The organism is Arthrobacter sp. TmtSoilC51, assembly GCF_055388015.1.
The window spans coordinates 2716123-2740331 of sequence record NZ_AP035877.1; the positions used below are offsets into that span (position 1 = coordinate 2716123).

Consider the following 24209-nt stretch of genomic DNA (forward strand, 5'->3'; position numbering starts at 1 on the left):
GAGGGAGAATCGTCATGGGTGAAATCAAGCTTGGACTCAATCTCGAATTCGCGCGGTACGAAAACGGCTCCTTTGACTGGGCCATGGACCGGGCAGCAGAAATCGGCTACCGCAACGTCGAACCCATGGTCCACTGGGGCCGGGAACTTCTCAGCGAAGCAGGGTACTTCCATAGCCGGTCAATGCTGGATGACCCGCTCAAGCTCAAGCATGCAGCGGAGAGCCGGGGGCTGCAGATTTCCTCGCTCTCCAGCCACGCACCCCTCGCCAAACCTGACATTGCTGTGGACTACCTGAAACAGTCCATCCGATACGCAGCCGAGTGCGGTGCGCCGATGATCATGGTCGACGACGGCCCGTTGCCTGGGTGGACCACGGAGGAGGAGAACCTCATCCTCATGAGGTACACCCTCCAGGAAGCGGCGTTGGTCGCAGAGCCACGGGGGATCGCCATTGCGATTGAAACCCACGGCCCGTATACAGCCACCCCTGCAGGCTTGGACCGGCTGATGAAGCTGATCGACTCGCCTGCCCTGACGATCAACCTGGATACCGGGAACAGCTACCTCAGCGAGAACGACCCCCATGCATGGCTGGAGGACATCGTGGCCAACGTCACGCACCTCCACGCCAAAGACATCTCCTTTGAGGATGCCAGGAAGTACCGCGGCAAAGTCCGTGGAATGCTCGGCTGTGCCTGCGGCGAAGGGGTCATCGACTGGGAACGCATCGTGCGGACACTCGCAGCTGCCGACCATGACACGGTCCTGTCAGTCGAGTGTGGGTCGTTGGATGCAGCGACCAAGAGCTTTCACTACTTGAGCGACGTGATTCGACGCGTCGGTCAACCCTCTCCCCAACCCATCAGTTAATCCGGAGGAATAGTCATGAACAACAACTCATCGCGGGTCACGAACATGTCCCGGCGCGGCTTTATCTCCCTTGCAGGAGCTGCGGCGCTGACGGCCTCGATGTCCGCATGTGCAGCAGGCGGTGGGAGCGGCAACGCCGCCGGTTCCACCACCCTGAAATTCTGGGACATGCCTTGGGGCCCTTCCGGCTACGCAGAAGAAGCCGAGAAGCTCGCCAAGTCATTCCAGGGCGCTGGCAACGTCAAGGACGTCGGATACCAGCAGGTTCTGTGGAACGGCTTCAACGAGACCTACTCCTCGGCCATCGCGTCGAAGACGGGACCTGCCGTCTCGACCGGCGGCGGCTTCCAGTCGTTCCAATTCGCAGCCCAGGGCGCCGTCGAATACGCGGACAAACTCATCGAATCGTTCAAGTCGAACGGTCTCTACGATGATTTCCTTCCGCACGTAGTGGACGCTATGAAGACCCCTGAGGGCTACGTCGCCGTTCCGTGGGCTGTGGACATCCAGACTCTCTGGTACCGCAAGTCAATCCTGGACGCCGTCGGCGTGGCAGCCCCGACCACCTGGGACGAATTCCTGGAAGCCGGCAAGAAGATCGCCGCGAAGGGCTTCTACGCCTGGGGCATCAGCGGCGGCAGCGGCAACTTCGGCCCCATGGCCATCCTTAGCCTGATGATCAACAACGGTGGTGGCCTCTTCAACGAAGGAGGCGAGCTTGACATCGTCACGGACCGGAACGCCGAAACAGCAGATTTCGTCATCGAAGCCGTGAAGGGAGGCCTGACTGATCCCGGGGCCGTGAGCCTGAAGGACGACGACCTCGTCACCCAGTGGACCAATAAGAAGATTGGAATGGGTTTCTACTACCTTGGCCTGGATGACCAGCTTGCTGACAAGGACATCGTGGTCATGGACCCCTTGAAGGGCCCTCACGGCGACACCGGCACCATTCAGTACGTCAACAACATCATGATGTACAAGAACACCCCGTCGCAGGAAGCGTCCGAAGCATTCGTCACCCACTACCTGAAGAATATGAAGGTGCTGTGGGAGAAGAAGCTGGTCACCCAGCTTCCCGCGCTGAAATCCATCGCCGAGGCACCGTTCTTCACCGAGAGCCAATCCAACGTTGCCATTGTCAACAAGTGGCAGCCCGTGGCCAAGACCCTTGCGTCCAAGGGGTCCCAGTCCTCCGCCAAACTTGCTGCGATCGACGGCGGACAGGCCATGGCTGACTTCTGTCAGACGCTTCTTGGCGGCAAGACCGACGCGAAGACGGCCCTCACTAAACTCCAGAGCGATATTAAGTCTGTTACCTCGTCATGACTCCTCAATCCTCACTAGTCCGTATCCCCGCTGGGCGGCCTGAAGCCGTCCAGCGGGGGGTGGTGCCCGCCAGGAAGCGCAGCAGGCCACGGCGCCACCACGTTCCGGGGCAATCCCGCTCCACCATGGCGCTTCTGATCGCACCTTCGGTGCTGATCCTGTTGCTGACCAACGCATATCCCATTGCCTATGCTGCCTTCCAGGCGGTACACAACGGCTCATTAATCAACGCCGGTGAGTTTGTGGGACTGGATAACTTTGCCCGTGTCCTTGGCGGGGAAGCGTTCTGGAAAGCCGCAGGCTTCACCCTCGTTTTCACCATCACCGGTGTCTTCGGAAGCTGGATTTCAGGGTTGGGCCTTGCCCTCCTGCTGCAGAAGCGCGTGCCGGCCCGTGGCGTTCTGAAAACCATACTGCTGCTGCCCTGGGTGGTACCGGTCGTGGTTTCGTCTACGTCATGGAACTGGCTGCTGGCCACCGATTCCAGCCCCATACCCTCACTGTTCAGGTCACTGGGATTGGGCGAAGTGCGGTTCCTCTCGGACCCATTGCTCGCACAGGTCACGGTGTGTCTGTTTATCGTCTGGCTGAACTTCCCGTTCATGATGCTCATGATGAGTGCTGCGCTCACGTCAGTGGATGAAAGCATCTACGAAGCGGCAAAGATCGACGGCGCCACGCCTCGCCAGCAGTTCATACACATGACACTGCCTATCATCGCCAAGCCCACCTACATTTCCTGGGTGCTCATGACGATCTTCTGCGTCAATGAATTCCCGGCAATCTATCTCCTGACGCACGGCGGTCCCGTTGGCTCAACAAGCACCCTCGTGGTGCTCGCCTACAGGACGGTTTTCCAGAACTTCCAGACCGGCCCTGGCGTTGCCATCGCATTCATGATGACCGTGGCGCTGGCGACGGTGGCCACGATCCTGTTCCGGCAGATCCGAAAGTCGAGAGTCGAATGACAACCACCAGCCTCACCCGAAGTACAGGCACTCAGGTGCGCCGGAATCTAGACCCGGCCGACCGCGGTAAATGGAAGCGGTTCTGGATCCTGGTCCTCGTCGCCTGCGTTGCCTTGGTGCCCATCGCCGGAACATTTGTCTTGTCCCTGAGGTCAAACAACGGCACCGGCAGCCTGACATTTGACAACTTCATCCATGTCATCGGCGACACCGAGGTGGTGGCATGGCTGCTCAATAGTCTCCAAGTAACACTGGCCACGGTGGTGGTATCCGTGCTGGTCGCAGCCCCTGCCGGTTATGTCCTCTCCCGAGGTCGAAGCCGGCTCGTGGAAGGCTATTCGCTACTGCTCTTCGTGATCCAGTCTCTTCCCGTTATCACGTCAGTCATTCCCTTGTTCATCCTCTTCTCTGGCATGGGCTTGGCCGACAACCTCATCGGCATAACCATCCTCTACGTCGCCAGTTCGATGTCCGTAGCAACCTGGATGATGGCTTCCTACATGGACGGCATTCCCGACAGCCTGGAGGAGGCCGCCTGGATTGATGGCGCCTCAGTGTTCGGCAGCTTCTGGCATATCGTGCTCAAAAACTCTTTGCCTGGGATCCTCTCCACTGCCATCTTCACTTTCCTGATGGCGTGGAATGACTATCTGGTAGCCAGCATCTTCCTGCGTTCGTCCGGGACATTTACCCTCCCCATCGGTGTTCAGACGTTCTTCCAACAGCATGCAACGGACTGGGGCTCGGTCATGGCCGTAGCCGTCATCATGATGCTGCCTCCCGCGATCGTCTTTGGGACGCTGAACAAGTACTTCAGCGTCGGCGGCGTCGCTGGTTCGTTGGCCGGCCGGTAGTGCTGGGCCGCAGGTAGTTGATCAACGCAACCTGCAATCAACTGCGTCGGGGTCTCCTGGCGACCAAGATCATGGTGGGCGGCATCCCTGGAGATGCCGCCCACCATTGCGTCTGGGCTCCAATCCGGGCTTTTTCATGGAAGAATCCCGGACCGCCGAAGTTATCGATCGCCCAGGAAAGCCTCTATATCGTGTCCGCCGTTGAGAATCTCGGCCGTCCCATGATCAGAGGTTTGATGGTCGATGAGAGCCGAATGTGCCAATCTGGCCATTTCCTTGGTCGCAGGGGACAACAGCTGTCCATGTCTTTTGATCAGTGCCAGCGTGTCGAACATTGGCTCTGCCATGGATACAGCCTGCAGTCCCAGGGGGTAGACCTCGGACTCCAGGGCGGCCCTGCATGCAATCGTGTCTCCGAAGCCGTCGGCGGCCAAGGACAGTGCCGCTGAGAGATACTCGACTTCAATGCCGGCGTTAATCGACATCCCTCTGAGTCGAGCCCGGGCGGAGAGCTGCTTCCGGGCAGGATCGGTTTGGGCGTAATGGGCGTCGTAGAGAATGAGGGGAGCGGCGCATATTGCAGCGATATCCGGGGGCGTTTGTACCCGTTCCGGCGCTGCGCTTACATAGACCACTTCGTCGCGTGCCAGCGGGAGCACATCGAGGCGGTCATCATCCACGGGCAGTGTTACCAGGCCGGCTTCCAATTGCCCGGCGACAACGTCGCTCACGGTCTCTGCACTGTTCTGACCCACCAGCCGAATACGAACGTTGGGATGCTTTTGTCGGAATCGTTTCGCCAGGTCCTGCTTGATGTAGAACTCCGCATTTCGCAGAAGGCCAAAGGTGGCCGTTCCGCCGCCCAGGGAGAGGAGGGCGCTTACCGCTTCTGCGCCTTGCTTGGCGGCAAAAACGGTTTGCTCCGCATAGGGAAGTAATTCTTCCCCTGCGGCCGACAATACGAGCGTCCGGCCACTCCGGCTGAAGAGGGGCGCACCGAGTTCGGTTTCCAGCCGACGGATGAGGTCGGAAACTGCGGGCTGACTCATGCCCAGCGCTGCAGCCGCCGCAGTAAAAGTGTGTCCCTCAGCTGCTGCTACAAATGCTTCAAGTTGGGCCAAAGTCATAAGGCAATCCTATAGGTAGCCACGGCACAGTTGGCTGGAGTTGGGATCGTCCGCCAATCAATAATAAGTAAAAGCTTTCGACTCTGTCGGTTTTATGGGGGTAATGTTATGGTTAAGTCGTTTCCAAGTAACGTGGAGCACACGCACTACCTGCGCTATGGCTCCAGCAACGAAAGAGAAAACCATTGCGCACCTCCCTTAAGAACGCTGAAGTCACTATCTCGGACCCTTCATCGCCAGTAGGCGTCAGGGAAACCGTTGAAACCGTCATCGCCGACGTTCGCGAACGCGGCGACGCCGCGGTCCGCGCCTACTCTGAAAAGTTCGATAAGTGGTCCCCCGCCTCCTTCCTGCTGTCGCAGGACGAGATCGATGCGGCCATTGCACGGCTCCCCGAACAAACCGTGGATGACATTAAGGCAGTTCAGCGGAACGTTGAGCGCTTCGCCCGCCTGCAACTCGACTCGCTCAAGGAATTTGAGGCTGAAGTTGAACCTGGAATCATACTTGGCCAGAAGAACATTCCCATCGACGCAGTCGGTGCCTACGTGCCCGGCGGGCGTTACCCTCTGCTGGCCTCTGCCCACATGACCATCGTCACTGCCAAGGTCGCCGGGGTCCGGAGGGTCGCAGCAGCCACCCCGGCCGCCGGGGGAGTGGTTCCGGATGCTTCAATCGCCGCTATGCACTTCGCGGGAGCAGATGAGATCTACTTGCTTGGCGGCGTCCAGGCAGTCGCCGCACTTGCCGTGGGCACAGAGTCCATAGCCCCCGTTGATTTCCTGGCTGGCCCAGGAAATGCCTACGTTGCTGAGGCAAAAAGGCAACTCTTTGGTGAAGTAGGAATCGACCTCTTCGCAGGCCCTACCGAGGTCTTGATTGTCGCCGACGAGGCGGCCGACCCGTTCCTTATCGCCGTCGATCTGCTCAGCCAGGCAGAACACGGCCCCGACTCACCGGCCATTCTTGTCACCACGTCCCGGGAAGTCGGCGAGCAGGCCATTGAAGAGATCGATCGCCAACTGGTCGGCTTGTCCACCCGCGCAGTCGCAGAAGTCGCTTGGCGGGACCATGGCCAAGTAATTCTGGTCGATGACCTGAAAGAGGCCTATGCCGTTGCCGACGAGTTCGCCAGCGAACATGTGCAGATCCTGACGGCGAATCCACGCGAAGCGCTGGACAGCATGATCAACTACGGAGCACTTTTCCTCGGCGAGAACACCTGCGTTTCCTTTGGTGACAAAGTCATCGGCACCAACCACGTTCTGCCCACACGCCATGCTGCACGCTACACCGGCGGTTTGTGGGTGGGTAAGTACATCAAGACTGTCACGTACCAGGAAGTCACTTCAGTAGCTGCCAGTGCTGAGCTCGGAGAGCTACTTGGTAGGGCAGCACGGGCGGAGAACTTCGAAGGCCATGCACGATCCGGAGACATCCGGGCTGCCCGGCCCGCTGGCGAACGACCAGCCTGGGCCTCCTAACACCCTGTCGGTGGGGCGCTCCCTCAGGGCGCTCCACCGGCTCCGGCCAGCTTCGCAGGACCTTATGCAGCCGCTTCTAAATAGGGGTGGGCAGATGCAAGTTCAACCAGCGCATCCTGGACTGCCCTTGTCCGCGCCAGGCGTTGCAGTTCCCGCGGTATGGCCAACCAATATTTCCTGCGGATACTTACCGAGTCTGCAAGGATCCGTACAAGGCGTCTGTCGGGTTCACCAACAAACATTGGCAACACAGCAACACCCAGGCCAGCGACTGCCGACATCCATTGCCCAGTGAGGTTGTTGGTCTGTATGACGGGGCGGACACCTGGCAATGCTGCATCCAGGAATCGCAAGTCGGGGATATCCAGGAGCGAGTCCACATACCCGATAACCGCGTGTTCCTTCAGGTCATCGACTGAGGATATGACGGGATTCCCTTCCAAATACGCCGGGGCAGCGTAGAAACCCAACGGATACGCGGCCAGTTCTGTAGCGTCGACGCCACGAATGGTGGGCTTGGCCAACGAAATTCCCACATCGAACTCTTTCGTTGCCAAGAGGTTCAGCCGGGTAGCTGTAACGATCTCAACTGCCAGGTCCGGATGCCTGTTTCTCAAGGCACCTAGCCCCGGGCTGAGGACGAAGGCGCCGAATCCATCCGGCGTGGCTATGCGGACGGTTCCCGATATGCGTCCCGGCCCTGACCCAAGTTCTTCCGCCGCCGCCAACAACGAGGACTCAACCGCTTCTGCGTGAACCGCGAGGCGTTCACCGGCGTCTGTAAGCTTCCATCCGCCTGCGGAACGAACAAACAACCTGGAGCCGGCGCTGCGCTCCAAATGCGAAATCCGTCGTCCGACGGTTGTGTGGTCCACGCCGAGACCACGTGCAGCTGCGACGAGTTTGCCCGTCCGGGCGGTTTCAAGGAAGAAGCGAAGGTCGTCTGCCGAAATCACACTCCAATACTACCGTGCATATTTGCACAGGAACGGGCATCTTTGGCCATTGTTTTGGGCAAATAACTTGCCGAGACTTGTATGCAGGGATTAGAAATCAACCGCCGGGGCGCTGTTGCGCTCCAGTAAATGGATAGAGGAAAAATGGTCGCAAATATCGCATTACCCAGAATCATGAAGGTTGGCGGAGGCTCCGTCGGACATGTTGGGTCGCTCCTGGAGGAACTGCGGGCCGCCCGACCGCTCATTGTCACGGATGCCTTCATGCTGACCACTGGCAGCGTCGACACCCTTCTGAATTCCATCAAAAGCAGTGGCCTGGAGCCTGCTGTCTTCTCGGGCGTAGTGCCGGACCCCACTACAGACTCCCTGCATCAAGGGGTGGTTGCCGCGCGGAACCACGATGCGGACATCATCATCGGCTTGGGCGGTGGAAGTGCCATCGACACTGCCAAGGCCCTGGGGCTGCTGAGCCGTCAAGGCGGAGCCATGCGTGACTACAAGGCTCCGCTAAACAACACAGGGCCGGCTATTCCCGTCATAGCGATTCCTACAACGGCAGGCAGCGGATCGGAAGCAACACAGTTCACCATCATCAGCGACTCGGAAACGCATGAAAAGATGCTTTGCGCCGGGATCTCGTTCCTGCCAGTGGCCGCAGTTATTGACTACGAACTTACGGTCTCCATGCCGCCCCGGTTGACAGCCGACACTGGAATTGATGCGCTGACGCATGCCATCGAAGCCTATGTAAGCCGAAGGGCCAACCCCTTCTCCGATACATTTGCGCTTTCGGCGATCCGAACAATTGGCTCAAACCTTCGGCGCGTCTATGCCGACGGTACGGACACGAAGGCCCGGGAAGCCATGATGCTCGCCGCCACTCAGGCAGGTATCGCCTTCTCGAACTCCAGCGTGGCGCTGGTCCATGGGATGAGCCGCCCCATCGGCGCCCAATTCCATGTCGCCCACGGTTTGGCCAACGCAATGTTGTTTCCGTCGGTCACGGAATTTTCAGTGACCGCTGCCGCGTCTCGGTACGCAGACTGCGCGCGGGCCCTTGGTGTCGCCAGTCCAAGCAGTACGGACCAGTATGCAGCTGAGGCCCTGGTGGCTGAATTGCATGCACTCAACCGGGACCTTGAGGTCCCCACACCCGAAGCGTTCGGAATCGATCGTGAAGCCTGGGAGGCAAAAATCCCGTTGATGGCAGAGCAAGCGCTGTCCTCAGGTTCCCCGGGCAACAACCCGCTCGTCCCCAACGCAGAGCAGATTCAGAGCATCTACAGGGAAATCTTCGCCTGATCTGCCAGGCAAACCACGCAAAGCCAGTTCAACACCAAGACTCCAAAGGATAGACATGACCACAATTAACCACTTCATCAACGGCGCCGAAACGTCCGGTGAAGGTGACCGGACCCAGCCCGTCTACAACCCCGCGACCGGGCAGGTCACGGCTGAGCTGCGCCTGGCCAACGAAGCCGACCTGGACGCCACGGTCGCGGCGGCGAAGAAGGCCGCGGAGTCCTGGGGTGACATTTCCCTGGCCAAGCGCACCGCGGTGCTGTTCAAGTTCCGCGAACTGGTCGCCGCGCACGTGGACGAACTCGCCGAGCTGATCACGGCCGAGCACGGCAAGGTCCTCTCCGACGCGAAGGGCGAGATCGGCCGCGGCCTGGAAGTCATCGAGTTCGCCTGCGGCATCCCGCAGCTGCTCAAGGGCGACTACTCGGACCAGGTCTCCACCGGTATCGATGTCTTCTCCTTCCGCGAACCCCTGGGCGTCGTCGCCGGCATCACGCCGTTCAACTTCCCTGTCATGGTGCCGCTGTGGATGGCCCCGATGGCGATCGCCACCGGCAACGCGTTCATCCTCAAGCCCTCCGAACGGGACCCGTCCGCGCCGATGCTGCTGGCCAAGCTGTGGAAGCAGGCCGGCCTGCCCGATGGTGTGTTCCAGGTCCTGCACGGCGGCAAGGAAACCGTTGACGGGCTCCTGACCCACCCGGACGTGGACGGCATCAGCTTTGTTGGTTCCACCCCGATCGCCCAGTACGTCCACGAGACCGCCACCCGGCACGGCAAAAGGGTCCAGGCCCTGGGCGGGGCGAAGAACCACGCGATCGTGATGCCCGACGCCGACCTGGACAACGCCGCGGACCACCTCGCCGCCGCCGCGTTCGGTTCCGCCGGGGAACGCTGCATGGCCATCTCCGTCGCCGTCGCCGTCGGGGACGCCGCGGAGTTGATCGTGAAAAAGGTTCAAGAACGCGCCCTGGCCGTGAAAGTCGCCAACGGCACCGAGCCCGACGCCGAAATGGGACCGGTCATCACCCCGGCCTCCAAGGAACGCATCCTGCGGATCGTCACCGAAGCCGAAACCGCCGGCGCGGCCATGGTCGTGGACGGCCGCGATCTCGTGGTCCCCGGCCACGAAGACGGGTTCTGGGTCGGCCCCACCGTGATCGACCACGTGGGCACCGAAATGAGCGCCTACACCGAGGAAATCTTCGGCCCCGTCCTGGTCGTGGTCCGCGTCGCCGACCTCGAAGAAGGCATCGCGCTGATCAACGCCAACCCCTACGGCAACGGCACCGCGATCTTCACCTCCAACGGCGCCGCAGCAAGGAAGTTCCAGCGCTCCGTGACCGTGGGCATGGTGGGCATCAACGTGCCCCTGCCCGTCCCGGTCGCCTACCACTCCTTCGGCGGCTGGAAGAACTCCCTCTTCGGCGACAAACACATCTACGGCCCCGAAGGCGTCTCCTTCTACACCCGCGGCAAAGTCATCACCTCCCGCTGGCCCGAACCCACCCACGCCTCCGGCGCCTCCTACAACTTCCCCTCCAACTAACAGCCACCATTCGCCATGGTCGATGGGCCTCCTGAGGGAAGGACCATCGACCATGGCGTTTTAACCCGTCGTCGACCGCCGCAGCTCCCGGCCGCCGTCTAGCGTTCCGAACTGGACGCCTGGATGTTGTGCATGTGCTCGGGTGCTACTTCGTCACTCGCGGGAGCCACAGCCTTCGCGAGGATGACTCCGAAGGCGCAAAACAGCAAGGGCAAGATGAACGCCAGCGTCAGGCCAACCATTCCACCCAGCCAGCCAATAATGGCCGGGCCTGCAAGCAGTCCCACGTACCCGCAGCTAACCACCCGCGCGAGCGTCTTGCCGGAATCGTTCCGTCCTGCGGCGCCCGCTGCCGTGTAGATCTGCGGAATGATCCCTGAAAGTCCCAGGCCGAACAGTAGCCATCCGATGATCGAGAGCGGATAGAGCGTCGATGTGACGACAGCCAGCATCCCGGCTCCGGCCATAAGAGAACCGTAGCGAATCACCCGGACAGGCCCCAGCGCATGCGCCGCCCGGTCGGCGAGCAGCCGACCAACCGTCATGGCCGACGCGAATGCACCATAGGCCAAGGCGGCCGCAGCCTCGGACTCATTGAGACACTCGACAGTCTGGAGCGCGCTCCAATCGTTGGCTGCCCCTTCCGAAAGCAGTATCAGGAACGCCATGACGGCGAGGGCAACGATCCTACGCCGATTGCGAGCCGGCATAACAGTGCCTTGTGATGCATCTTCGTTTACAGGGTCAGGACCGGCTCCGGCTTCGAGCCGGAGTTCGGTTGCGGTGGACAGCAGCCTGGGCGCAGAGAATGATGCGCCTGCCGCACCTACGAGGCAAGCAAGGAAGAGAATCCACGCCAGGTCCAGGCCGGAGGATTGCCCGGCCGCTGCGGCAACGGCCCCGACAGCGCCGCCCAAGGAATAGAAGGCATGGAAAGCGGACATAATCGGCCGGCTGTATCCTCGTTCCACAACGACCGCATGCTGATTCATCGCCACATCGGTGATTCCGTGGCCGAGGCCAAAGATGAACAGGGCGGCACCCAGGGAGACCGCATCGGTGGCCATGCCCGGCAGGTTCACGGTGACGACCAGGAATCCGAGTCCCAACAAGGAACTGGCCCGGCTACCGATCTTGCGAATGAGGATACCGGTGAACTGCATCGACACCAGTGCGCCGAGTCCAAGAAGAAGGATGAGTCCGCCGAGAACGGCATGGGATGTCCCGGTCCGCTCTTGGATATCCGGAATATTGACAAGCCAGATTGCCGAAAGGAACCCGACTACGGCAAACGTGCCGAACACGCCCCACCGGGCACGGACAAGTGCGCGCTGAGGCTTTAGGAGGCTGGGCGGCATGGAAATCCTTCCGGATCAAGACTGTGGAACGTCCTCGTGTAACCCTGGCGATGTCTTGACGTGGCCTATCGGCCTGCTTCAGAAACGGACGACAACGAGAAGGGGAGACGTTACGGCATCCCGAACGCTATGTGTACGATCGTACGCGGAGCAGTGGGTTCAAGCAAGGCTGGTCCTGGCCGTCCCTGACTCGCCCGGTGCCGACCACAAGAATGAACGCGGCGACGACGGAACTTGGAAGACAGTGGATTCACCCACCGGCAAACGATTTCCCATCGTGTGCCGGTCGGGCCTGAACGTTCCGCAGTGAGGGCCGCACAACACTGCTGCAAGTGCTGTACGGCCCAGTGCTGCTGCTAAACGGCAGAGCTTTTCGGCTTCACGGCCCTAGATCGATGGGACGGACTGCTTCCGCACCCCAGCTTGCTCGTCGGCCAGGGGGCGACGTGCGGTCTCTGCGCTCATCAGCAGCCCGGCCAGCGAGAGTACGCCGATGCCCATCAGGAAGAACGCCGGCGAGCTCGCGTTGCCGGTGGTGGCGATCAGCCACGTGCCGATGAGCGGTGCGACGCCTCCGAAAAGCATGGCGCCGACGTTGAAGGGCAGCGCGAACCCGAGGTAGCGCGAGCGGGTGCCGAACAACTCGGTGAAGAACGACGGGAAGACCGCGTCGTTCATTGCGAAGAACATCAGCGACGCAACAAGGACGGCCGAGGCGCGGACCACTCCGCCGAAGGAGAGCAGCGTCATGATCGGGTAGCTCAAGAGGATGAAAGCGATGCTCGAGATCATCAGGGTGCGCTTACGGCCGATGCGGTCGGAGAGACGGGCGGCGAGGGGGATGAAGATGATGTGTGCCAGCAAGCCAATGGTGACCACCAGAGTCGCGTTTGCTTCGCTCATACCTGCTTCCTCGATGAGGAAAGAGGGCGTGTAGCTGAGCAGAAGGTAGTAGGCGCCGGCGTTGAGTGACATGACGAGCAGTGCCTTGAACATCGACGGCAGGCTCTTGCGCGTCTCGGACCAACGGCTCGTGGCCGGGTGCTGATCGACAAGGATCTCGCGTTGCTTCTTTTCGAGTTCAAGCACCCGGCGGAACTGAGGGGTGTCTTCCAGGCGCAGCCGGAGCCAGAGGCCAACAATGCCGAGCGGGCCTGCCACGAGGAACGGAATCCTCCAGCCCCACTCCTGCATGAACTCCGGCGACGTGCTTGCGTAGAGGACGGTGGCCATGAGTGATGCCGCCAGGAAGCCAGCAGCTGCTGCGATGGGTACAACGCTGGTAAGCAGTCCGCGTTTGGCGGCGGGGGCATACTCGGCAACGAAAGTGCCCGCGCCGGCGTACTCCCCGGAGGCAGAGAAACTCTGCGTCATGCGGAGCAAGAGGAGCAGGATCGGTGCAGAAACGCCGATCATGCCATAGCTCGGAATGAACCCGATGAGGAAAGTCGCTCCGGACATGAGGATGATCGTGGTGGCGAGGATGCTCTTGCGCCCGATTTTGTCGCCCAGGCTGCCCCAGACGAAAGCGCCCAGCGGGCGAACCAGGAAGGAGAGCGCGAACACCGCGAAGGTACTCATCAGTGCAACAGCGCGGTCTTCCGGGGGGAAGAAGACCATGGCGATGGTAGTTGCGAGGTAGCTATAGCTGGCGTAATCGAAGTACTCCAGTAAGGTTCCAAGCCCGCTGGCTATGACGACTCGGCGGAGCATGGACCGGGGGACGGAATCGGTGGTGACAAGGGTTGTGGGCATGATGGCGTTCCTCGTTTGAATACCGGGTCTGTGCGGTGGATCCGCATGGATGTGACGACCATCATGGCAGCTAACCCCGCACCGGAATATGGCCCCAGTGGCGAACCTGAACTTATCGTTATGGACCAAGTGGTGAAGTATCAGCGCTGTCGCGGAAGCCCCGGGCCTTGAGGGCGAGCCAGAGCTCGGTCTGAGCATCGATGCCGTCAAGATCGTGCCCTGTGATCTGGACGATCCGTTGCATCCGGTTCCGAACCGTATGCCGGTGGACGCCCATGCGTTCGGCTGTTGCTTCGATGGATCGACGTTCGAGAAGCCAGGTGTGCAAGGTGCGGAGGAGGGCTTCACCTCCTCGTGAGTTCTCGATCGGGGCAAGGACGGCGGTGGAGAACGATTCCAGGTAGTCGGAAGGGGCCGCGTTGATCAGGAACTCGTGCGAGGCTCCGTCGACATACTCGATTGGCGTGCCGGCCCGACGGCTGGTCTCCAAGGCCAGGGTGGCTTGCCTTATGCTCCGGACGGAGTGTTCAGGGGCGCCGGAGGTGCCGATCCCCGTTGGGACGTCCAGGCCGTAGTCGGCAAGCGCCTGGCGGGGGTCCACTGTTGCCAGGCACTCGACGACGCGGTGGCGGTGCCGGATAAAGGGCGCGGCGAGCACCACAGCGAGGTCGTCGATGAGCACTTCGGCGTGTGTCTCATTTCTTGCTTCGATGGCTACGCCACGGAGTGGGCCTGGATCGATCCCAAGGCTCCGCAGGAATGTCCGCGCGCCTCCCGGCTCCGTGAGCGTCAAAAGGCGCGCAAACCGTTCGGCTCGTTTCCGACGTGCCGACTCGTCGAGGAACCACAGGCGTTCGAATTCGAGTGCCAGGAGGGACCGGAGCGCCGGCGCGGCTAGCTCAGCCGTCTCGCGGCCCGAGGGAATCCGGACGCAGTAGCCGCGTACGGTGTCGTTGCCGGCAAAGGGGGAAATCTCGACCGTGGCCTCCGCCTCCCCGGTTGCATTGTCCGGCTGTGCCGTCAACGTGGACGCGGACAGCCGGAGTTGCTCACCAAGCCGGGGCGCTTGATGACTGGCGAGGCGTTCGCCCAGCGGAGCCAGCAGGCTCGATGGGAACGTCGAGCTTCGGGCCATGGCCCGCCCGAGCCGGTCGAAAACAGCTACTGGCTCATCGGTTCGTTGTTGCCAGCCGGACAGCAGGTCCCCGACGGAGCCGCCGCGGGTCACGATTGCGGTAATTTCCATCTGCAGATCGAGGGGTCGTCTCAGGGCCTCCCGCTGGGCATCCGAGACCAGGGCTGTAATGGAGTGAGCAATCCGTCCCATGTCGGCGAAGTCGGCAGTCAGCAGCGGCACATCATGCTCGTTGGCAAGGCTAAGCACCTGCGAAGGGAGCGTCTCGAATGCTGCCCCGGACCCGAGCCCGATGATGAACCCGGAGGCGCCAGCGCCCATGGCTTCCGAAAGGAACGCTTCCCAGGCGCCCCAGTCCGAGCCAAGGTGCAGTCCACTGGTGAGGACCAGTTCCCCGCCGCGCAGGCCCGGAATGGGGCCCTTGCGCTCAAGGGCCAGTGGGATGCCGGCTGGTCGTTGACCTGCCCTGCCTTCGTGGGCCATCGTCAGCCCGAGTCCCTTGGTCGCGATCAGCTTAGTGACCGTGAACGTCTGTCCATCAAGTGCCATGCCCTCATGTTACCGCCGTCGTACTGTACGCGGCGGCCACTATTTACTCAGCAAAGAGTACGCTCCGGCGATGGCTTGGGCGGAGGAGCTTCAATACTGTGATTCGCAGTAGGCCGCAACAGCGCGCCGAAGACCGTCAACACGAATGGAGCATTCCATGATTGGCCAGAACGAATACTTTGAGGGACAAGTGCGCAGCCTCGAATTCAAGAATGAGCAGGGCAACTTCACCGTCGGGGTGATGGAGCCGGGTGAGTGGAGGTTTGAGGCGCCGGTCAAGGAGTGGATGCACCTGGTGCGCGGAACCTGGGACGTGCAGCAGCCCGCAGGCCGGGGGGAGTGGACGACTTACAAGGAAGGCGAAAGGTTCGAGGTTCCGGGCGGTACCGACTTTACGGTTCGCGTGAAAGATACCGTCGCGTACCTCTGCCCCTATACAGGTGAGTTCCTCGGCCATCTGGACATGTAACCTCCTTGCAGTCGGACAGGGCCCGGGACTTCCCTGTGTTGTTGGGACACGCCTCGCCAAACGATGCCGCGGTTGCCGGACCCAGTCCGGCAACCTAGCCGTCGACCAGAGTGCATCCGGTGGGGTTCGAACCCACGACCCGAGGATTAAAAGTCCCCTGCTCTGACCACTGAGCTACGGATGCCTTTAGCCTTCACACTCCGTGCAGTATTTTTGACCGTCTTTTTCCCTTGCCAACTGACTACGGTGGTGGACCAGGAAGCAGGACATGCACGTGAATTCGTCGTCCTGTACTGGGATGATCTCAACCAGGAGTTCCTCCCGGGAGAGGTCGGCGCCAGGAAGTTCGAAGGTATCGGCGAGGTCCACTTCGTCCACGTCGATGGCTTCCGCACCGGGCGAACCCTTGGTGGGGGATAGCCCCTCGAGAGGGAGACCCTGTTCGTCGTCGGGCAGGGTCCGGGGAGTGTCGTAATCGGTTGCCATGTTCGTTGCTACCTCCTCAACATATGGCCAGTTTCATCGTCGGCGCAGTTTTAACTGTGCATCGTCGACAGGTATTCCCAGGCTGGCCGGCCAGTCATTCCGGTTGCCCGTTCACGTCAGTTGGTCGTAGTCTCCTCGGGTCCAGGCAGCATGTCGTCGAGCCGAATCCTGCAGAACGACTTTGGCTCGGGATGCGATCACGTTGTTGAAGTTGCCGTAGATCCTGTCGAATGTAAGCTCTCCCAGCTGTGCGGCGACCCGCAACGCGACCGCCCCCGAAAGTGGAAGATGATTCGGGTAGCTGCGCATGAAAGCCACGGAGCGACGGTCTGGATTGGGAAACACGCTGTCACCTGACAGCAGGACCCCTTTGCCGCCGGCTCCTGCAGTCCAGTGCGCCACCGCGCTGCCTGGGAAGTGGCCGCCGGTCTGGTGCAGTACCAGCCCTTCGGCGATAGTTCTGCTGCCGGACCAGTAGGAGATGACTGGATCACTGCGTCCCACCCATCGTCGGTCGGCTTCCGCCGCAAGCACAGGGACGCCACCGAGCCGATGCGACCATTCCACCTGCGCGCCGAACATGTGTGGATGACTCGCGGCGACAGCCAAAACCGGGCCTCGCTCGAGGATGGCCTTCACCGTGGTCTCATCGACGAAGCCGACGGGATCCCACAGCAGCGAACCCTCTGGTGTCACCACAAGTTGGGAGGTCTGGCCGATCCCGATTTTCGGCGCAGCTCTTATGCCGATCAGTCCCGGCTCGTTTTCCTCCAGCAATAACTGATGTCCAGCCTGCGCCAGCTCTTCCAGCGTGTGCCACTTCTGTCCGTCCGCGGGAACGTACTGGCGCTCGTCCGTACAAATCGGGCAGAACTCCGGCACGGGTTCGTCGCGTTCGACGGCGCAGGTTGCACAGATCAGCATGGTGGTCCTCCCTGGCTCAGGTCCCGGAGGAATCCGGGCGACGTCCGGATAGATTTTCGACCGCTTGCTCGATCCCCACCACGTCCCGTTCAACCTCTTCCATGTACAGCCTGCCCGACGTGATCAGGCCGTGATCTATTTCGAAGAGGGTCACCCCGCGCGCCTGGAAGGGTTCCCCGTCAGCCCTCTTGCCGGTCCATGACCATTCCGTCCACGTGGTGTTCCCGTCGTCGACTGAACGGATCAATTCTGTCCGGAAGTCAGGGATTCCAGCGAACATCGCCGCCCAGTTCGCGTGCATCTGCCCCCTGCCTACAAACGTCCGGCCGGGGTGGGCAGGCTGCTCGCTGTGGTAGTCCTCGTGAAACAGGGCTGCAACCGCTTCGAGGTCGTGGGCGTTCATCGCCACCAAGAGCCGGTCTATGACTTCACTCAATCTTGATTTCCTTCCGCTCACTGAATGTCACTTTCAGCCCACTCCCGGACCCGCCGTGAAGAGGGCCCGGACCTGGCGCCAATTTACGCTCAATCAGGTCGCCACTCCAGCCCCTCTGCTACCGCTGGTGATTCAGGCGGTCTGGGGCGCTTTTTTGGCCTGCATAATGTTGTCCCGAAGAAGGGACTCTTGGCAGAAGTAGAAATATATGTCGATCTATTTACGAGCGTCATATTCTCGATATAAAATTGTGTCTGGAAGCATGCTGGAGCGCCACGAGTGGTGGTCCCGCTCCCCATGCGCTTACTAGGAGACAAAGATGTCTGGTTCACGCTTTGAAGAGATCAAGGAAAATTCACAGGACCTGACCATGCGCGCTCTGCTCGATGAAGAGTTCCGCTCGGTGTTCGAAGGGACAACGCCGGTTGCCACCCCGTGGGCCGGCCTGAATTTCATTTAGCCGCACTTCCACCAAAACCCGTCGCGTACAGCGCTCCGCGGGCACGGCCGCGAGCTCCCGGAGAATACCAGCCTGAAAATTGGCATGGACTTGCCGCACAGGAGCACTTCAATATGCTTCACAAATTATTGGGTCCGAAGGCCCATGATTATGCACTGTCCATCGTCGGATCACCTCCGGTACCAGCCGCATCCCTTTAGCAAGCGGGAGCTTAAATAGTCGGGAAAGGGTTGGGGCAGCATCGCGCCACAACCCTTTCCCAGCTCTCCACCCCGGAGATCAGTGTCCCTGGAAGGCCTCCGCCAGCCACCAGGAGCCGCCGTCAGAGGCGATCTTGGCATCGATCACCAAGGGCCGGTCCTGCCCGCCATCGCGGAAGGCAGCAACCCATTCCCGTACTGGCTGCAGGTCTTCAAGCGTGCGTACAGTGACGCCGTCGGCTCCAAAGCCCCTGGCGATGGCCGCAATATCGGTCTCCGGGAACGACACACTGCCCAGTTCGTCCTGGACGTGGTGCTCAGCGAAGTGATGTACCTCAGCGCCGTACGCGGCATCGTTGTAGACGATGCAAACCAGCGGCAGCTTGAGCCGTACGGCCGTCTCCAGTTCGCTGATACCCATCAGGAAGCCGCCATCACCGGCGCCTAGCACGGGCAACCGGTGTGGCTGCGCTACTGCAGCACCGATTGCCGTGTAAAGGCCGATGCCAATGGCCTGGAACGCTTGCGTAAAGCAGAATCCGAACTCGTCCGGCACCGCCAGATACTGGCTGGGATACCCCATGAAGTTCCCCGAATCCACTGCGACGATCCTGTCTGCGGGAAGGATCGAGTCCAGTTCCCGGCTGATCACACGGGGATCGATGGACGTCGCAGTGCTGAGGTCCGGAGTCTCCACGTCCCGCCAGCGTGAACTCTGTTTGATGGCGAGGGCGTTCTGCTCGGTACGGTACTTTTCTGCCGCGGCCGGCTGGATCGACTGGAGGACTTCCAGGGCGTCGTCCGATGTGAGGGCGGAATCACCCAGCACGCCCAGCGCGATCGCTCTGTTGGCGCCCAAGGAGGAGTCTTCGACGTCGATCTGGACTACTTTTGTTCCGGCAGAGATCAGCCGGCCATGGCGCATGGTCCACATATTAAGGGTGCAACCCCATCCGACGATGAGGTCAGCCGACGTGATGAGCTCCGCAGTCAACGGAGATGAAAAGCCGCCGGAAATGCCCAAATTATGGGAATCGCCATTGAACAGTCCGTTGGCCACGGCCGAGGTCGCCACCAGCGCCCCGGCATGCCGGGCCAAGGCCAGGATGGAATCGCGGGCGCCCCTGCCGCCGCGGCCCGCAACGAACACGGGACGTTTCGCATTTGCGATCAGTTCCACCAGTTGGTTCACCGCGTTGGTGTCCGCACGAACCCGGGCTGGAACAGGCGCGACGACGGTACTCACCGTATCTGCGGCGGTGCCGCTTTGGACATCCAATGGCAGGCTGAGGACCACGGTCCTGCGTTCGTTCACGGCTGTTCGGAAAGCCCTGACCGTATCCGCGATGGCCGTTTCGGGGGAGTGGATCCGCTCCGCCACGGCGCCAACGCTGCGCGCCAGGGCGTCCTGGTCAATCTTGAAGTTGGACCGGATGGCGGCCGCTTGCGTATCGGCCGTCAGCACGATCATGGGTGTGCGGCTTTTTGCAGCCTCTCCGACGCCGGTGATCGCGTTGGTCAGTCCGCAGCCTTGGTGCGTGGTCACCACGCCCACCTTGCCGGACATCCTGGAGTAGGCGTCGGCCATGGTAGCAGCGCCGCCCTCATGGCGGGCTGCGGTGTATGGAATTCCGGCCTGCATCAACGTATTGGTGACGTCGAAGTTGCCGCTGCCCACCACACCGAAGACGTGCCCGACTCCTAGCTTCACCAATGTCTGACCGACCAGGGTGGAGACCCTTGCTTCCCCGCTCATGCGCCCGGCTCCGATGCCGTGCTTGATGCGCTTGCTGAGCTGTCAACCAAGGCATATACGCGGCTGGGGCTGCCGGTTCCACCCACGATCGGCAGGGGTGCCACCACCAGGGTCGCGCCCGTGACGGGGAGGCGATCAACGTTCCGGAGCGATGTCACACCATATTTGTCAGCGCCCAGGAGGAAGGAATGCACGGGGAACATGGGATCGAGTGTGGCGGCCTGGCCGGCGTCGATACCGACGGTTTCCACGCCGAAGCCACTGATGGAGGCGTTTCCGGCAAGCCATTTGGCGCCTGCCGCCGATACCCCGGGTGTGTGGGGACCGGCGTCGTCCGCATTCATGAAGTCCGCAGCGTTACCGCCGCGGGCGGACCAGCCGGTCCGGAAGATGACCCAGCAGTTTTCCGGGAAGGGCCCATGCTCCTGCTGCCACAGCTCGAAGTGTTCGGGCTCCAGCAGGAAGTCAGGATCCTGGGCGGCTTCTGTGGTCTTGTCGATGACGACTGCAGGCCCCACCAGGCGGTGCGGTTCGATCCGGTCAACGGACTTCCCGTCCTTGCCGGTGATCCAGTGGACGGGAGCGTCCAGGTGCGTCCCGGCGTGCTCGCCCACGGTGACGTCGTTCCACGCCCAGGCGGGTCCGGCGTCGTCAAAATTGCTGACGGGGGTCAGCGAAAGTCCAACCGTATTGGCGAGGGGTTGGGGAAGATTCAAAATGGGTGTGTCACCGCTAAGCGGCGTGGTGAGGTCGACGACGTCAATGGCGCCGGATGACAAGGCTGCGGTGAGCTCATTTAGAACAGACATTGTTCTCCTGTCGGATTGATGTGTGTGGGTTCATTTCAGTTTTTGGGCCACCAGATGCCCCGATCCGCCGGAAAGCCCGGGGCCGGGGTGGGTGGACGCGCCGATGTGCCACAAGCCCTTGACCGGGGTTTTGTGGTTCGCGGCCTGGGGGAAGGGCCTCCACAGGAGGTTCTGGAAGAGTTCCGCGGATCCGCCGTAGGGATCGCCGTTGACAGCATTGGGATTTTCCGCGGCAAGATCGGTCGGTGCCAGGATGTCCCAGGCCAGAACGGAGGCCCTGGTGCCCGGTGCGAACTGCTCGAGCCTTGCCAGGACACGCTCCATGTACTGTTCCTTGAGTTCCTGCGTCCAACCACCGTTCACGGCGAGCGCCCCTGCGGCGTCCGCCACTGGCGCGAACGGCACTTCCTGCAGCTGCAGCCACAGTGTCGCTTTGCCTGCTGGAGCCCGGGAAGGATCCAGGACGCACTGCTGCCCGACGACGACGGTAGGTTCCGTAGGCAACAGCCCCGCCTCTGCTTGCGCGCACGCAATGCCGGTACTGTCCGAACCGTTGCTCAAGTGAATCAGGGGCACCGAGTCCAAACGGGGATCCAGCCATTGGACTGGCTTGTCCAGGGCCAGGTGGATCTGCATTGCCCCGCGGCCATTTTGATAGCGTGCCGCTGCGTCGGCCAACCCGGCTGGCGGCTGGCGCAACAGCTTGGAATACAGGGCCTGGGGTGACACGTTTGCCAGGACGGTCCGTGCCGTGACCAGTCCGTTGGAGGTTTTTACGCCTGTTGCACCCTTGGAGTCGACCAGGATTTCCTCGGCTTCTGTATCCAGCATGATCCGGACGCCTTTATCCCTCAGGAGTGCCTCGAAAGCTGCAACAAAGTTCGAGGCGCCGCCTTTCACCACGGGGAGGCCAAAGCCATGCATGCTTAGGGCCATGACCGGAAGCATGACGCCGCCGGTCGCCTGGTCCGGGCCGAGGCCGGCATGGAGGAGCCAAGGGGACCACAGCTGATCGGTTTGCCAACCGTCAAAGCGGCTGCGGAGGTAGTTGCGGCCACTCATCACGGAATCGCGGACGAACGCTTCGGTGCCTTTGACCTTTCCCCGCCGCAGGGCGCCCGCGGCGATCGTCAGGACCTCCCTGAAAGACCGCAGTTCCGCGCCGAAGGCACCGAAGATGGTTCCGGCATTGCGGCCGAGGTCCTCCAGCATCGCCAGGTACGCGCCTTCATCCCCGTTTGCCTGCAAAGCCGATGCAGTGACCGCTGGATCGCGGTGGGCCACCACCACCCTGTGTTGCCGAGTCTTTGGATCGGCTGCGACGCTTGCCGTTACCGCGCCGTCGGAATTGCAGTATTCCAGTCCCCTAGCATGCAGCTCGCTTCCCAAAGCCTGGTAGGCGCCTCCTGAAACGAACAGGGGATGCCAGGAGGAAAAGGAATCGTGGATGAACCCTGGCAGCGTCCGTTCCGCTGAATGGATGAAGCCGCCCAACCTATCGGCACGTTCAATCAGGCAGACACGCTTGCCAGCCATCGCAAGCTCCGCAGCGGCTACCAAGGAGTTGATCCCCGAACCAATGATTGCAATCTCGGTCGAGTCCGTCATGGAGGGCACCGTCATCTCAGAAGTCCGGGTGGTTGGTCGCGGCGTGGTACTTGCCGCTGTGGAACACCAAGGGAGCTCCTCCAGCATTCTCGTACTTTTCCACCTCGCCGACGTAGATGACATGGTCGCCGGCGTCGTGCCGTGAGACAGTCCGGCACTGGAACGTGGCCACAGCGCCGTCCAGCAATGGAATTCCGGCAATTCCCTCAGTGGTTTCCGCGCCGGCGAACTTGTCTGTGGCGGGCGTTGCGAACTGGCGGGAGAGGACGTGCTGGTCACTTGCCAGGATGTTGATGGCGAAGTGCGTAGCGTCCTCGAAGTCCACCAGGCTCGGGGCCCGTTTGCTGGGGCACCACAGCACCAACGGTGGTTCCATCGAAACCGACGTGAAGGAATTGGCCGTCATTCCCACTTTCCGTCCGTCGGCTCCGAGGGTGGTAACGACCGTGACGCCCGTGGCGAATTGTCCCAGGGCGCCCCTGAAATCCCTCAGATCAAATGCGGCAGAATCTTCGTCCTTGCGTGCCTGCACAAACTCGGCTGCCGCAGCGGGATCGAACCACCACGGGTAGAACGTGCGGGGATCATCGAATCCTCCGGCGATGCTCGCGGCCAGCGCGGGGTGGTCCGCCGCCTCGGCCAGGACAACCTGTTGGTGTTCCCGGCGGGGTTTGAGCATGTCGTTCGTCCACGCCACGGCCCACTGACCCCAGCCCCGCCAAAACTCGTCAAAGGTGCGTTCCATCCACTGCTTGTCGAAGCGCTGCTGGCCGCGCCGGACGATGGAATCCAGGTAGTACTTGGCAGCCAATGTCGCGTTATTGGACCCTTGGCCGGTTAGCGGATCGTTGAGCAGCACGGCGTCGCCCAGGCCGAAGACAAGGTTGCCATTGCCGAGCTCGCCCACGGCTGAGCGGACAGTGGGGGTGATCCGGCCAAGCAGCGTTGCGCCCTCATCCGTGAGCCTTGCGTTGGCGAAATTCTTCGCCTCGTGGGGAAAGTGCTCTTCCAGGATTTCCAGGGACCGGGCGAGTTGTTCCTCCGGGCTTGCAACATCGGTCCAGTTATCCATCGGGCCGCCCACTGCCCCTTCAAAGACCATCATTTGGCACGGCCCGGAGACAGTGAGCCCGGGAAAGGTGAAGAATTCCCCGACGCCCGGGACTACGGACATGCGGATGCTGTCACTGGGCTGATCGGTCGCCTTGGTGGCGGGTGTATCGAGTGAGGCCCCCTCAACCGAGACATAGTTCAGGGCGAGGACTCTTTGCGGCCGATCGAACGGGGACTTGGACCTGTCCTTCGGGAAGATCTGGGCTACCTCTCCCTTGCCGGTGCTGACGATCACCAACTCGTAGTCACGTGATAGTTCCTCCAGCATGCGCGGCGTGACTTTCTCTATACGAAAATCACCGCCGCCAGCCACGAAGGCCTCTATCCAAGCCGCGCTCTTTATCCGCTGGTCCACCGAGTGGGCGGTCCCTTCAAGGGGTGCCTCCCACTCGATGGCCTCTGCGCCGGTTTCGCCTTCGACACGCAGTCGGATCGAGTTGATCCCGGGCACGTCGTCACCGTCGTAAAGCCTGGTAAGGGCTGAACTGAGCTGCGCTTCGGCGGCAAGGGCCGTTGGGAACATGCATTGGCTGGACATGACTTTGCCAGTCCGGATTTGGGCGGCTGAACGGTCCGAGAACAGGGTGATTTGGTACCCCTCCCGCTGCAGGCCCAAGGCCAGTTGGGCGCCGGCTTCACCGGCTCCGATGATTGCGATCTTTCGCATGTCTGGTTTTCCTTCGTGGAACGTTGTTGCCAGGGGGATT

Annotated in this window: 21 protein-coding genes and 1 tRNA gene; 9 read left to right on the plus strand and 13 right to left on the minus strand. The window is 61.4% G+C overall.

Annotation, left to right across the window (positions count from 1 at the left end; all coding sequences use genetic code 11):
- Positions 1–14 precede the first annotated feature (14 nt).
- From ACZ5G6_RS12360 to ACZ5G6_RS12375, 4 genes are all read left to right on the plus strand, one after another.
- On the plus strand, positions 15–872 hold the full coding sequence (locus tag ACZ5G6_RS12360; protein ID WP_498685811.1) for a sugar phosphate isomerase/epimerase family protein: 858 nt from the start codon (positions 15–17) through the stop codon (positions 870–872).
- A gap of 15 nt (positions 873–887) precedes the next feature.
- Complete coding sequence (locus ACZ5G6_RS12365) at positions 888–2201, plus strand: ABC transporter substrate-binding protein (RefSeq protein ID WP_498685812.1); 1314 nt, start codon at positions 888–890, stop codon at positions 2199–2201.
- Between the two features lie 125 nt (positions 2202–2326).
- Positions 2327–3169, plus strand: coding sequence for a carbohydrate ABC transporter permease (locus ACZ5G6_RS12370; RefSeq protein WP_498685813.1), 843 nt, complete (start codon positions 2327–2329; stop codon positions 3167–3169).
- Positions 3166–4023, plus strand: a complete 858-nt coding sequence (locus ACZ5G6_RS12375) for a carbohydrate ABC transporter permease (RefSeq protein WP_498685814.1) — start codon at positions 3166–3168, stop codon at positions 4021–4023. The genes ACZ5G6_RS12370 and ACZ5G6_RS12375 overlap by 4 nt, the downstream gene beginning before the upstream one ends.
- A 161-nt stretch (positions 4024–4184) precedes the next feature.
- On the opposite strand, the gene ACZ5G6_RS12380 is transcribed toward ACZ5G6_RS12375, so the two are convergent.
- Entirely contained in the window at positions 4185–5150 is a 966-nt protein-coding gene (locus ACZ5G6_RS12380) for a LysR family transcriptional regulator (RefSeq protein WP_223932728.1), read from the minus strand.
- A 185-nt stretch (positions 5151–5335) separates the two neighbouring features.
- Between ACZ5G6_RS12380 and hisD the strand changes: the two genes are divergently transcribed.
- On the plus strand, positions 5336–6634 hold the full coding sequence (gene hisD, locus ACZ5G6_RS12385; protein ID WP_498685815.1) for a histidinol dehydrogenase: 1299 nt from the start codon (positions 5336–5338) through the stop codon (positions 6632–6634).
- 62 nt (positions 6635–6696) lie between these two features.
- Here the strand turns inward: hisD and ACZ5G6_RS12390 are convergent, their stop codons facing one another.
- Positions 6697–7590, minus strand: coding sequence for a LysR family transcriptional regulator (locus ACZ5G6_RS12390; protein ID WP_498685816.1), 894 nt, complete (start codon positions 7588–7590; stop codon positions 6697–6699).
- Positions 7591–7734: 144 nt separating this feature from the next.
- Between ACZ5G6_RS12390 and ACZ5G6_RS12395 the strand changes: the two genes are divergently transcribed.
- Together ACZ5G6_RS12395 and ACZ5G6_RS12400 are read left to right on the plus strand one after the other, a co-directional pair.
- Positions 7735–8895 carry an iron-containing alcohol dehydrogenase gene (locus ACZ5G6_RS12395; protein ID WP_498685817.1) on the plus strand — a complete coding sequence of 387 codons (1161 nt, stop codon included), beginning with the start codon at positions 7735–7737 and terminating at the stop codon, positions 8893–8895.
- 55 nt (positions 8896–8950) lie between these two features.
- On the plus strand, positions 8951–10444 hold the full coding sequence (locus ACZ5G6_RS12400; RefSeq protein WP_498685818.1) for a CoA-acylating methylmalonate-semialdehyde dehydrogenase: 1494 nt from the start codon (positions 8951–8953) through the stop codon (positions 10442–10444).
- Positions 10445–10542: 98 nt separating this feature from the next.
- On the opposite strand, the gene ACZ5G6_RS12405 is transcribed toward ACZ5G6_RS12400, so the two are convergent.
- The 3 genes from ACZ5G6_RS12405 to ACZ5G6_RS12415 form a co-directional block, all read right to left on the minus strand.
- Positions 10543–11802, minus strand: coding sequence for an MFS transporter (locus ACZ5G6_RS12405; RefSeq protein WP_498685819.1), 1260 nt, complete (start codon positions 11800–11802; stop codon positions 10543–10545).
- 387 nt (positions 11803–12189) lie between these two features.
- A complete protein-coding gene (locus ACZ5G6_RS12410) occupies positions 12190–13557 on the minus strand; it encodes an MFS transporter (RefSeq protein ID WP_498685820.1) in 1368 nt (455 codons plus the stop codon).
- A gap of 118 nt (positions 13558–13675) precedes the next feature.
- Positions 13676–15241 (minus strand): helix-turn-helix domain-containing protein, encoded by a 1566-nt coding sequence (locus tag ACZ5G6_RS12415; protein ID WP_498685821.1) that lies wholly within the window; start codon positions 15239–15241, stop codon positions 13676–13678.
- A 157-nt stretch (positions 15242–15398) separates the two neighbouring features.
- On the opposite strand from ACZ5G6_RS12415, the gene ppnP reads away from it, so the two are divergent.
- On the plus strand, positions 15399–15710 hold the full coding sequence (gene ppnP / locus ACZ5G6_RS12420) for a pyrimidine/purine nucleoside phosphorylase (RefSeq protein ID WP_223932736.1): 312 nt from the start codon (positions 15399–15401) through the stop codon (positions 15708–15710).
- A 111-nt stretch (positions 15711–15821) separates the two neighbouring features.
- Here ppnP and ACZ5G6_RS12425 read toward each other — a convergent pair.
- From ACZ5G6_RS12425 to ACZ5G6_RS12440, 4 genes are all read right to left on the minus strand, one after another.
- Positions 15822–15894: transfer RNA gene (locus tag ACZ5G6_RS12425), tRNA-Lys, on the minus strand.
- A 2-nt stretch (positions 15895–15896) separates the two neighbouring features.
- Entirely contained in the window at positions 15897–16196 is a 300-nt protein-coding gene (locus ACZ5G6_RS12430) for a DUF4193 domain-containing protein (protein WP_223932737.1), read from the minus strand.
- A 111-nt stretch (positions 16197–16307) separates the two neighbouring features.
- On the minus strand, positions 16308–17120 hold the full coding sequence (locus ACZ5G6_RS12435) for an MBL fold metallo-hydrolase (protein WP_223932738.1): 813 nt from the start codon (positions 17118–17120) through the stop codon (positions 16308–16310).
- Between the two features lie 16 nt (positions 17121–17136).
- A complete protein-coding gene (locus tag ACZ5G6_RS12440) occupies positions 17137–17556 on the minus strand; it encodes a nuclear transport factor 2 family protein (protein WP_223932739.1) in 420 nt (139 codons plus the stop codon).
- 319 nt (positions 17557–17875) lie between these two features.
- On the opposite strand from ACZ5G6_RS12440, the gene ACZ5G6_RS12445 reads away from it, so the two are divergent.
- A complete protein-coding gene (locus tag ACZ5G6_RS12445; protein WP_223932740.1) occupies positions 17876–18016 on the plus strand; it encodes a hypothetical protein in 141 nt (46 codons plus the stop codon).
- 279 nt (positions 18017–18295) lie between these two features.
- Here ACZ5G6_RS12445 and ACZ5G6_RS12450 read toward each other — a convergent pair whose 3' ends face one another.
- Genes ACZ5G6_RS12450 through ACZ5G6_RS12465 form a run of 4 tightly spaced genes read right to left on the minus strand, consistent with a single transcriptional unit; the run spans position 18296 to position 24169 of the window.
- A complete protein-coding gene (locus ACZ5G6_RS12450; protein ID WP_498685822.1) occupies positions 18296–19972 on the minus strand; it encodes a thiamine pyrophosphate-binding protein in 1677 nt (558 codons plus the stop codon).
- Positions 19969–20781 carry a cyclase family protein gene (locus ACZ5G6_RS12455; RefSeq protein WP_223932742.1) on the minus strand — a complete coding sequence of 271 codons (813 nt, stop codon included), beginning with the start codon at positions 20779–20781 and terminating at the stop codon, positions 19969–19971. The genes ACZ5G6_RS12450 and ACZ5G6_RS12455 overlap by 4 nt, the downstream gene beginning before the upstream one ends.
- Positions 20782–20811: 30 nt before the next feature.
- The gene (locus tag ACZ5G6_RS12460) at positions 20812–22389 is read right to left on the minus strand and encodes a phytoene desaturase family protein (RefSeq protein ID WP_498685823.1); all 1578 of its coding nucleotides are present in this window, start codon (positions 22387–22389) and stop codon (positions 20812–20814) included.
- A 16-nt stretch (positions 22390–22405) separates the two neighbouring features.
- Positions 22406–24169: a flavin reductase gene (locus tag ACZ5G6_RS12465; protein WP_498685824.1), complete on the minus strand. Its 1764-nt coding sequence runs from the start codon at positions 24167–24169 to the stop codon at positions 22406–22408.
- Positions 24170–24209: the final 40 nt, after the last annotated feature.

Excerpts from the sequence above, each read along its gene's own strand:
- ACZ5G6_RS12410 (WP_498685820.1), bottom strand. The coding sequence starts at position 13,557 with ATGCCCACAACCCTTGTCACCACCGATTCCGTCCCCCGGTCCATGCTC.
- ACZ5G6_RS12445 (WP_223932740.1), top strand. The coding sequence starts at position 17,876 with ATGTCTGGTTCACGCTTTGAAGAGATCAAGGAAAATTCACAGGACCTG.
- ACZ5G6_RS12360 (WP_498685811.1), top strand. The coding sequence starts at position 15 with ATGGGTGAAATCAAGCTTGGACTCAATCTCGAATTCGCGCGGTACGAA.
- ACZ5G6_RS12365 (WP_498685812.1), top strand. The coding sequence starts at position 888 with ATGAACAACAACTCATCGCGGGTCACGAACATGTCCCGGCGCGGCTTT.
- ACZ5G6_RS12405 (WP_498685819.1), bottom strand. The coding sequence starts at position 11,802 with ATGCCGCCCAGCCTCCTAAAGCCTCAGCGCGCACTTGTCCGTGCCCGG.
- ACZ5G6_RS12455 (WP_223932742.1), bottom strand. The coding sequence starts at position 20,781 with ATGTCTGTTCTAAATGAGCTCACCGCAGCCTTGTCATCCGGCGCCATT.
- ACZ5G6_RS12460 (WP_498685823.1), bottom strand. The coding sequence starts at position 22,389 with ATGACGGACTCGACCGAGATTGCAATCATTGGTTCGGGGATCAACTCC.
- ACZ5G6_RS12395 (WP_498685817.1), top strand. The coding sequence starts at position 7,735 with ATGGTCGCAAATATCGCATTACCCAGAATCATGAAGGTTGGCGGAGGC.
- ACZ5G6_RS12415 (WP_498685821.1), bottom strand. The coding sequence starts at position 15,241 with ATGGCACTTGATGGACAGACGTTCACGGTCACTAAGCTGATCGCGACC.
- ACZ5G6_RS12380 (WP_223932728.1), bottom strand. The coding sequence starts at position 5,150 with ATGACTTTGGCCCAACTTGAAGCATTTGTAGCAGCAGCTGAGGGACAC.
- ACZ5G6_RS12450 (WP_498685822.1), bottom strand. The coding sequence starts at position 19,972 with ATGAGCGGGGAAGCAAGGGTCTCCACCCTGGTCGGTCAGACATTGGTG.
- ACZ5G6_RS12375 (WP_498685814.1), top strand. The coding sequence starts at position 3,166 with ATGACAACCACCAGCCTCACCCGAAGTACAGGCACTCAGGTGCGCCGG.
- ppnP (WP_223932736.1), top strand. The coding sequence starts at position 15,399 with ATGATTGGCCAGAACGAATACTTTGAGGGACAAGTGCGCAGCCTCGAA.
- ACZ5G6_RS12370 (WP_498685813.1), top strand. The coding sequence starts at position 2,327 with ATGGCGCTTCTGATCGCACCTTCGGTGCTGATCCTGTTGCTGACCAAC.
- ACZ5G6_RS12400 (WP_498685818.1), top strand. The coding sequence starts at position 8,951 with ATGACCACAATTAACCACTTCATCAACGGCGCCGAAACGTCCGGTGAA.
- ACZ5G6_RS12435 (WP_223932738.1), bottom strand. The coding sequence starts at position 17,120 with ATGCTGATCTGTGCAACCTGCGCCGTCGAACGCGACGAACCCGTGCCG.
- ACZ5G6_RS12430 (WP_223932737.1), bottom strand. The coding sequence starts at position 16,196 with ATGGCAACCGATTACGACACTCCCCGGACCCTGCCCGACGACGAACAG.
- ACZ5G6_RS12465 (WP_498685824.1), bottom strand. The coding sequence starts at position 24,169 with ATGCGAAAGATCGCAATCATCGGAGCCGGTGAAGCCGGCGCCCAACTG.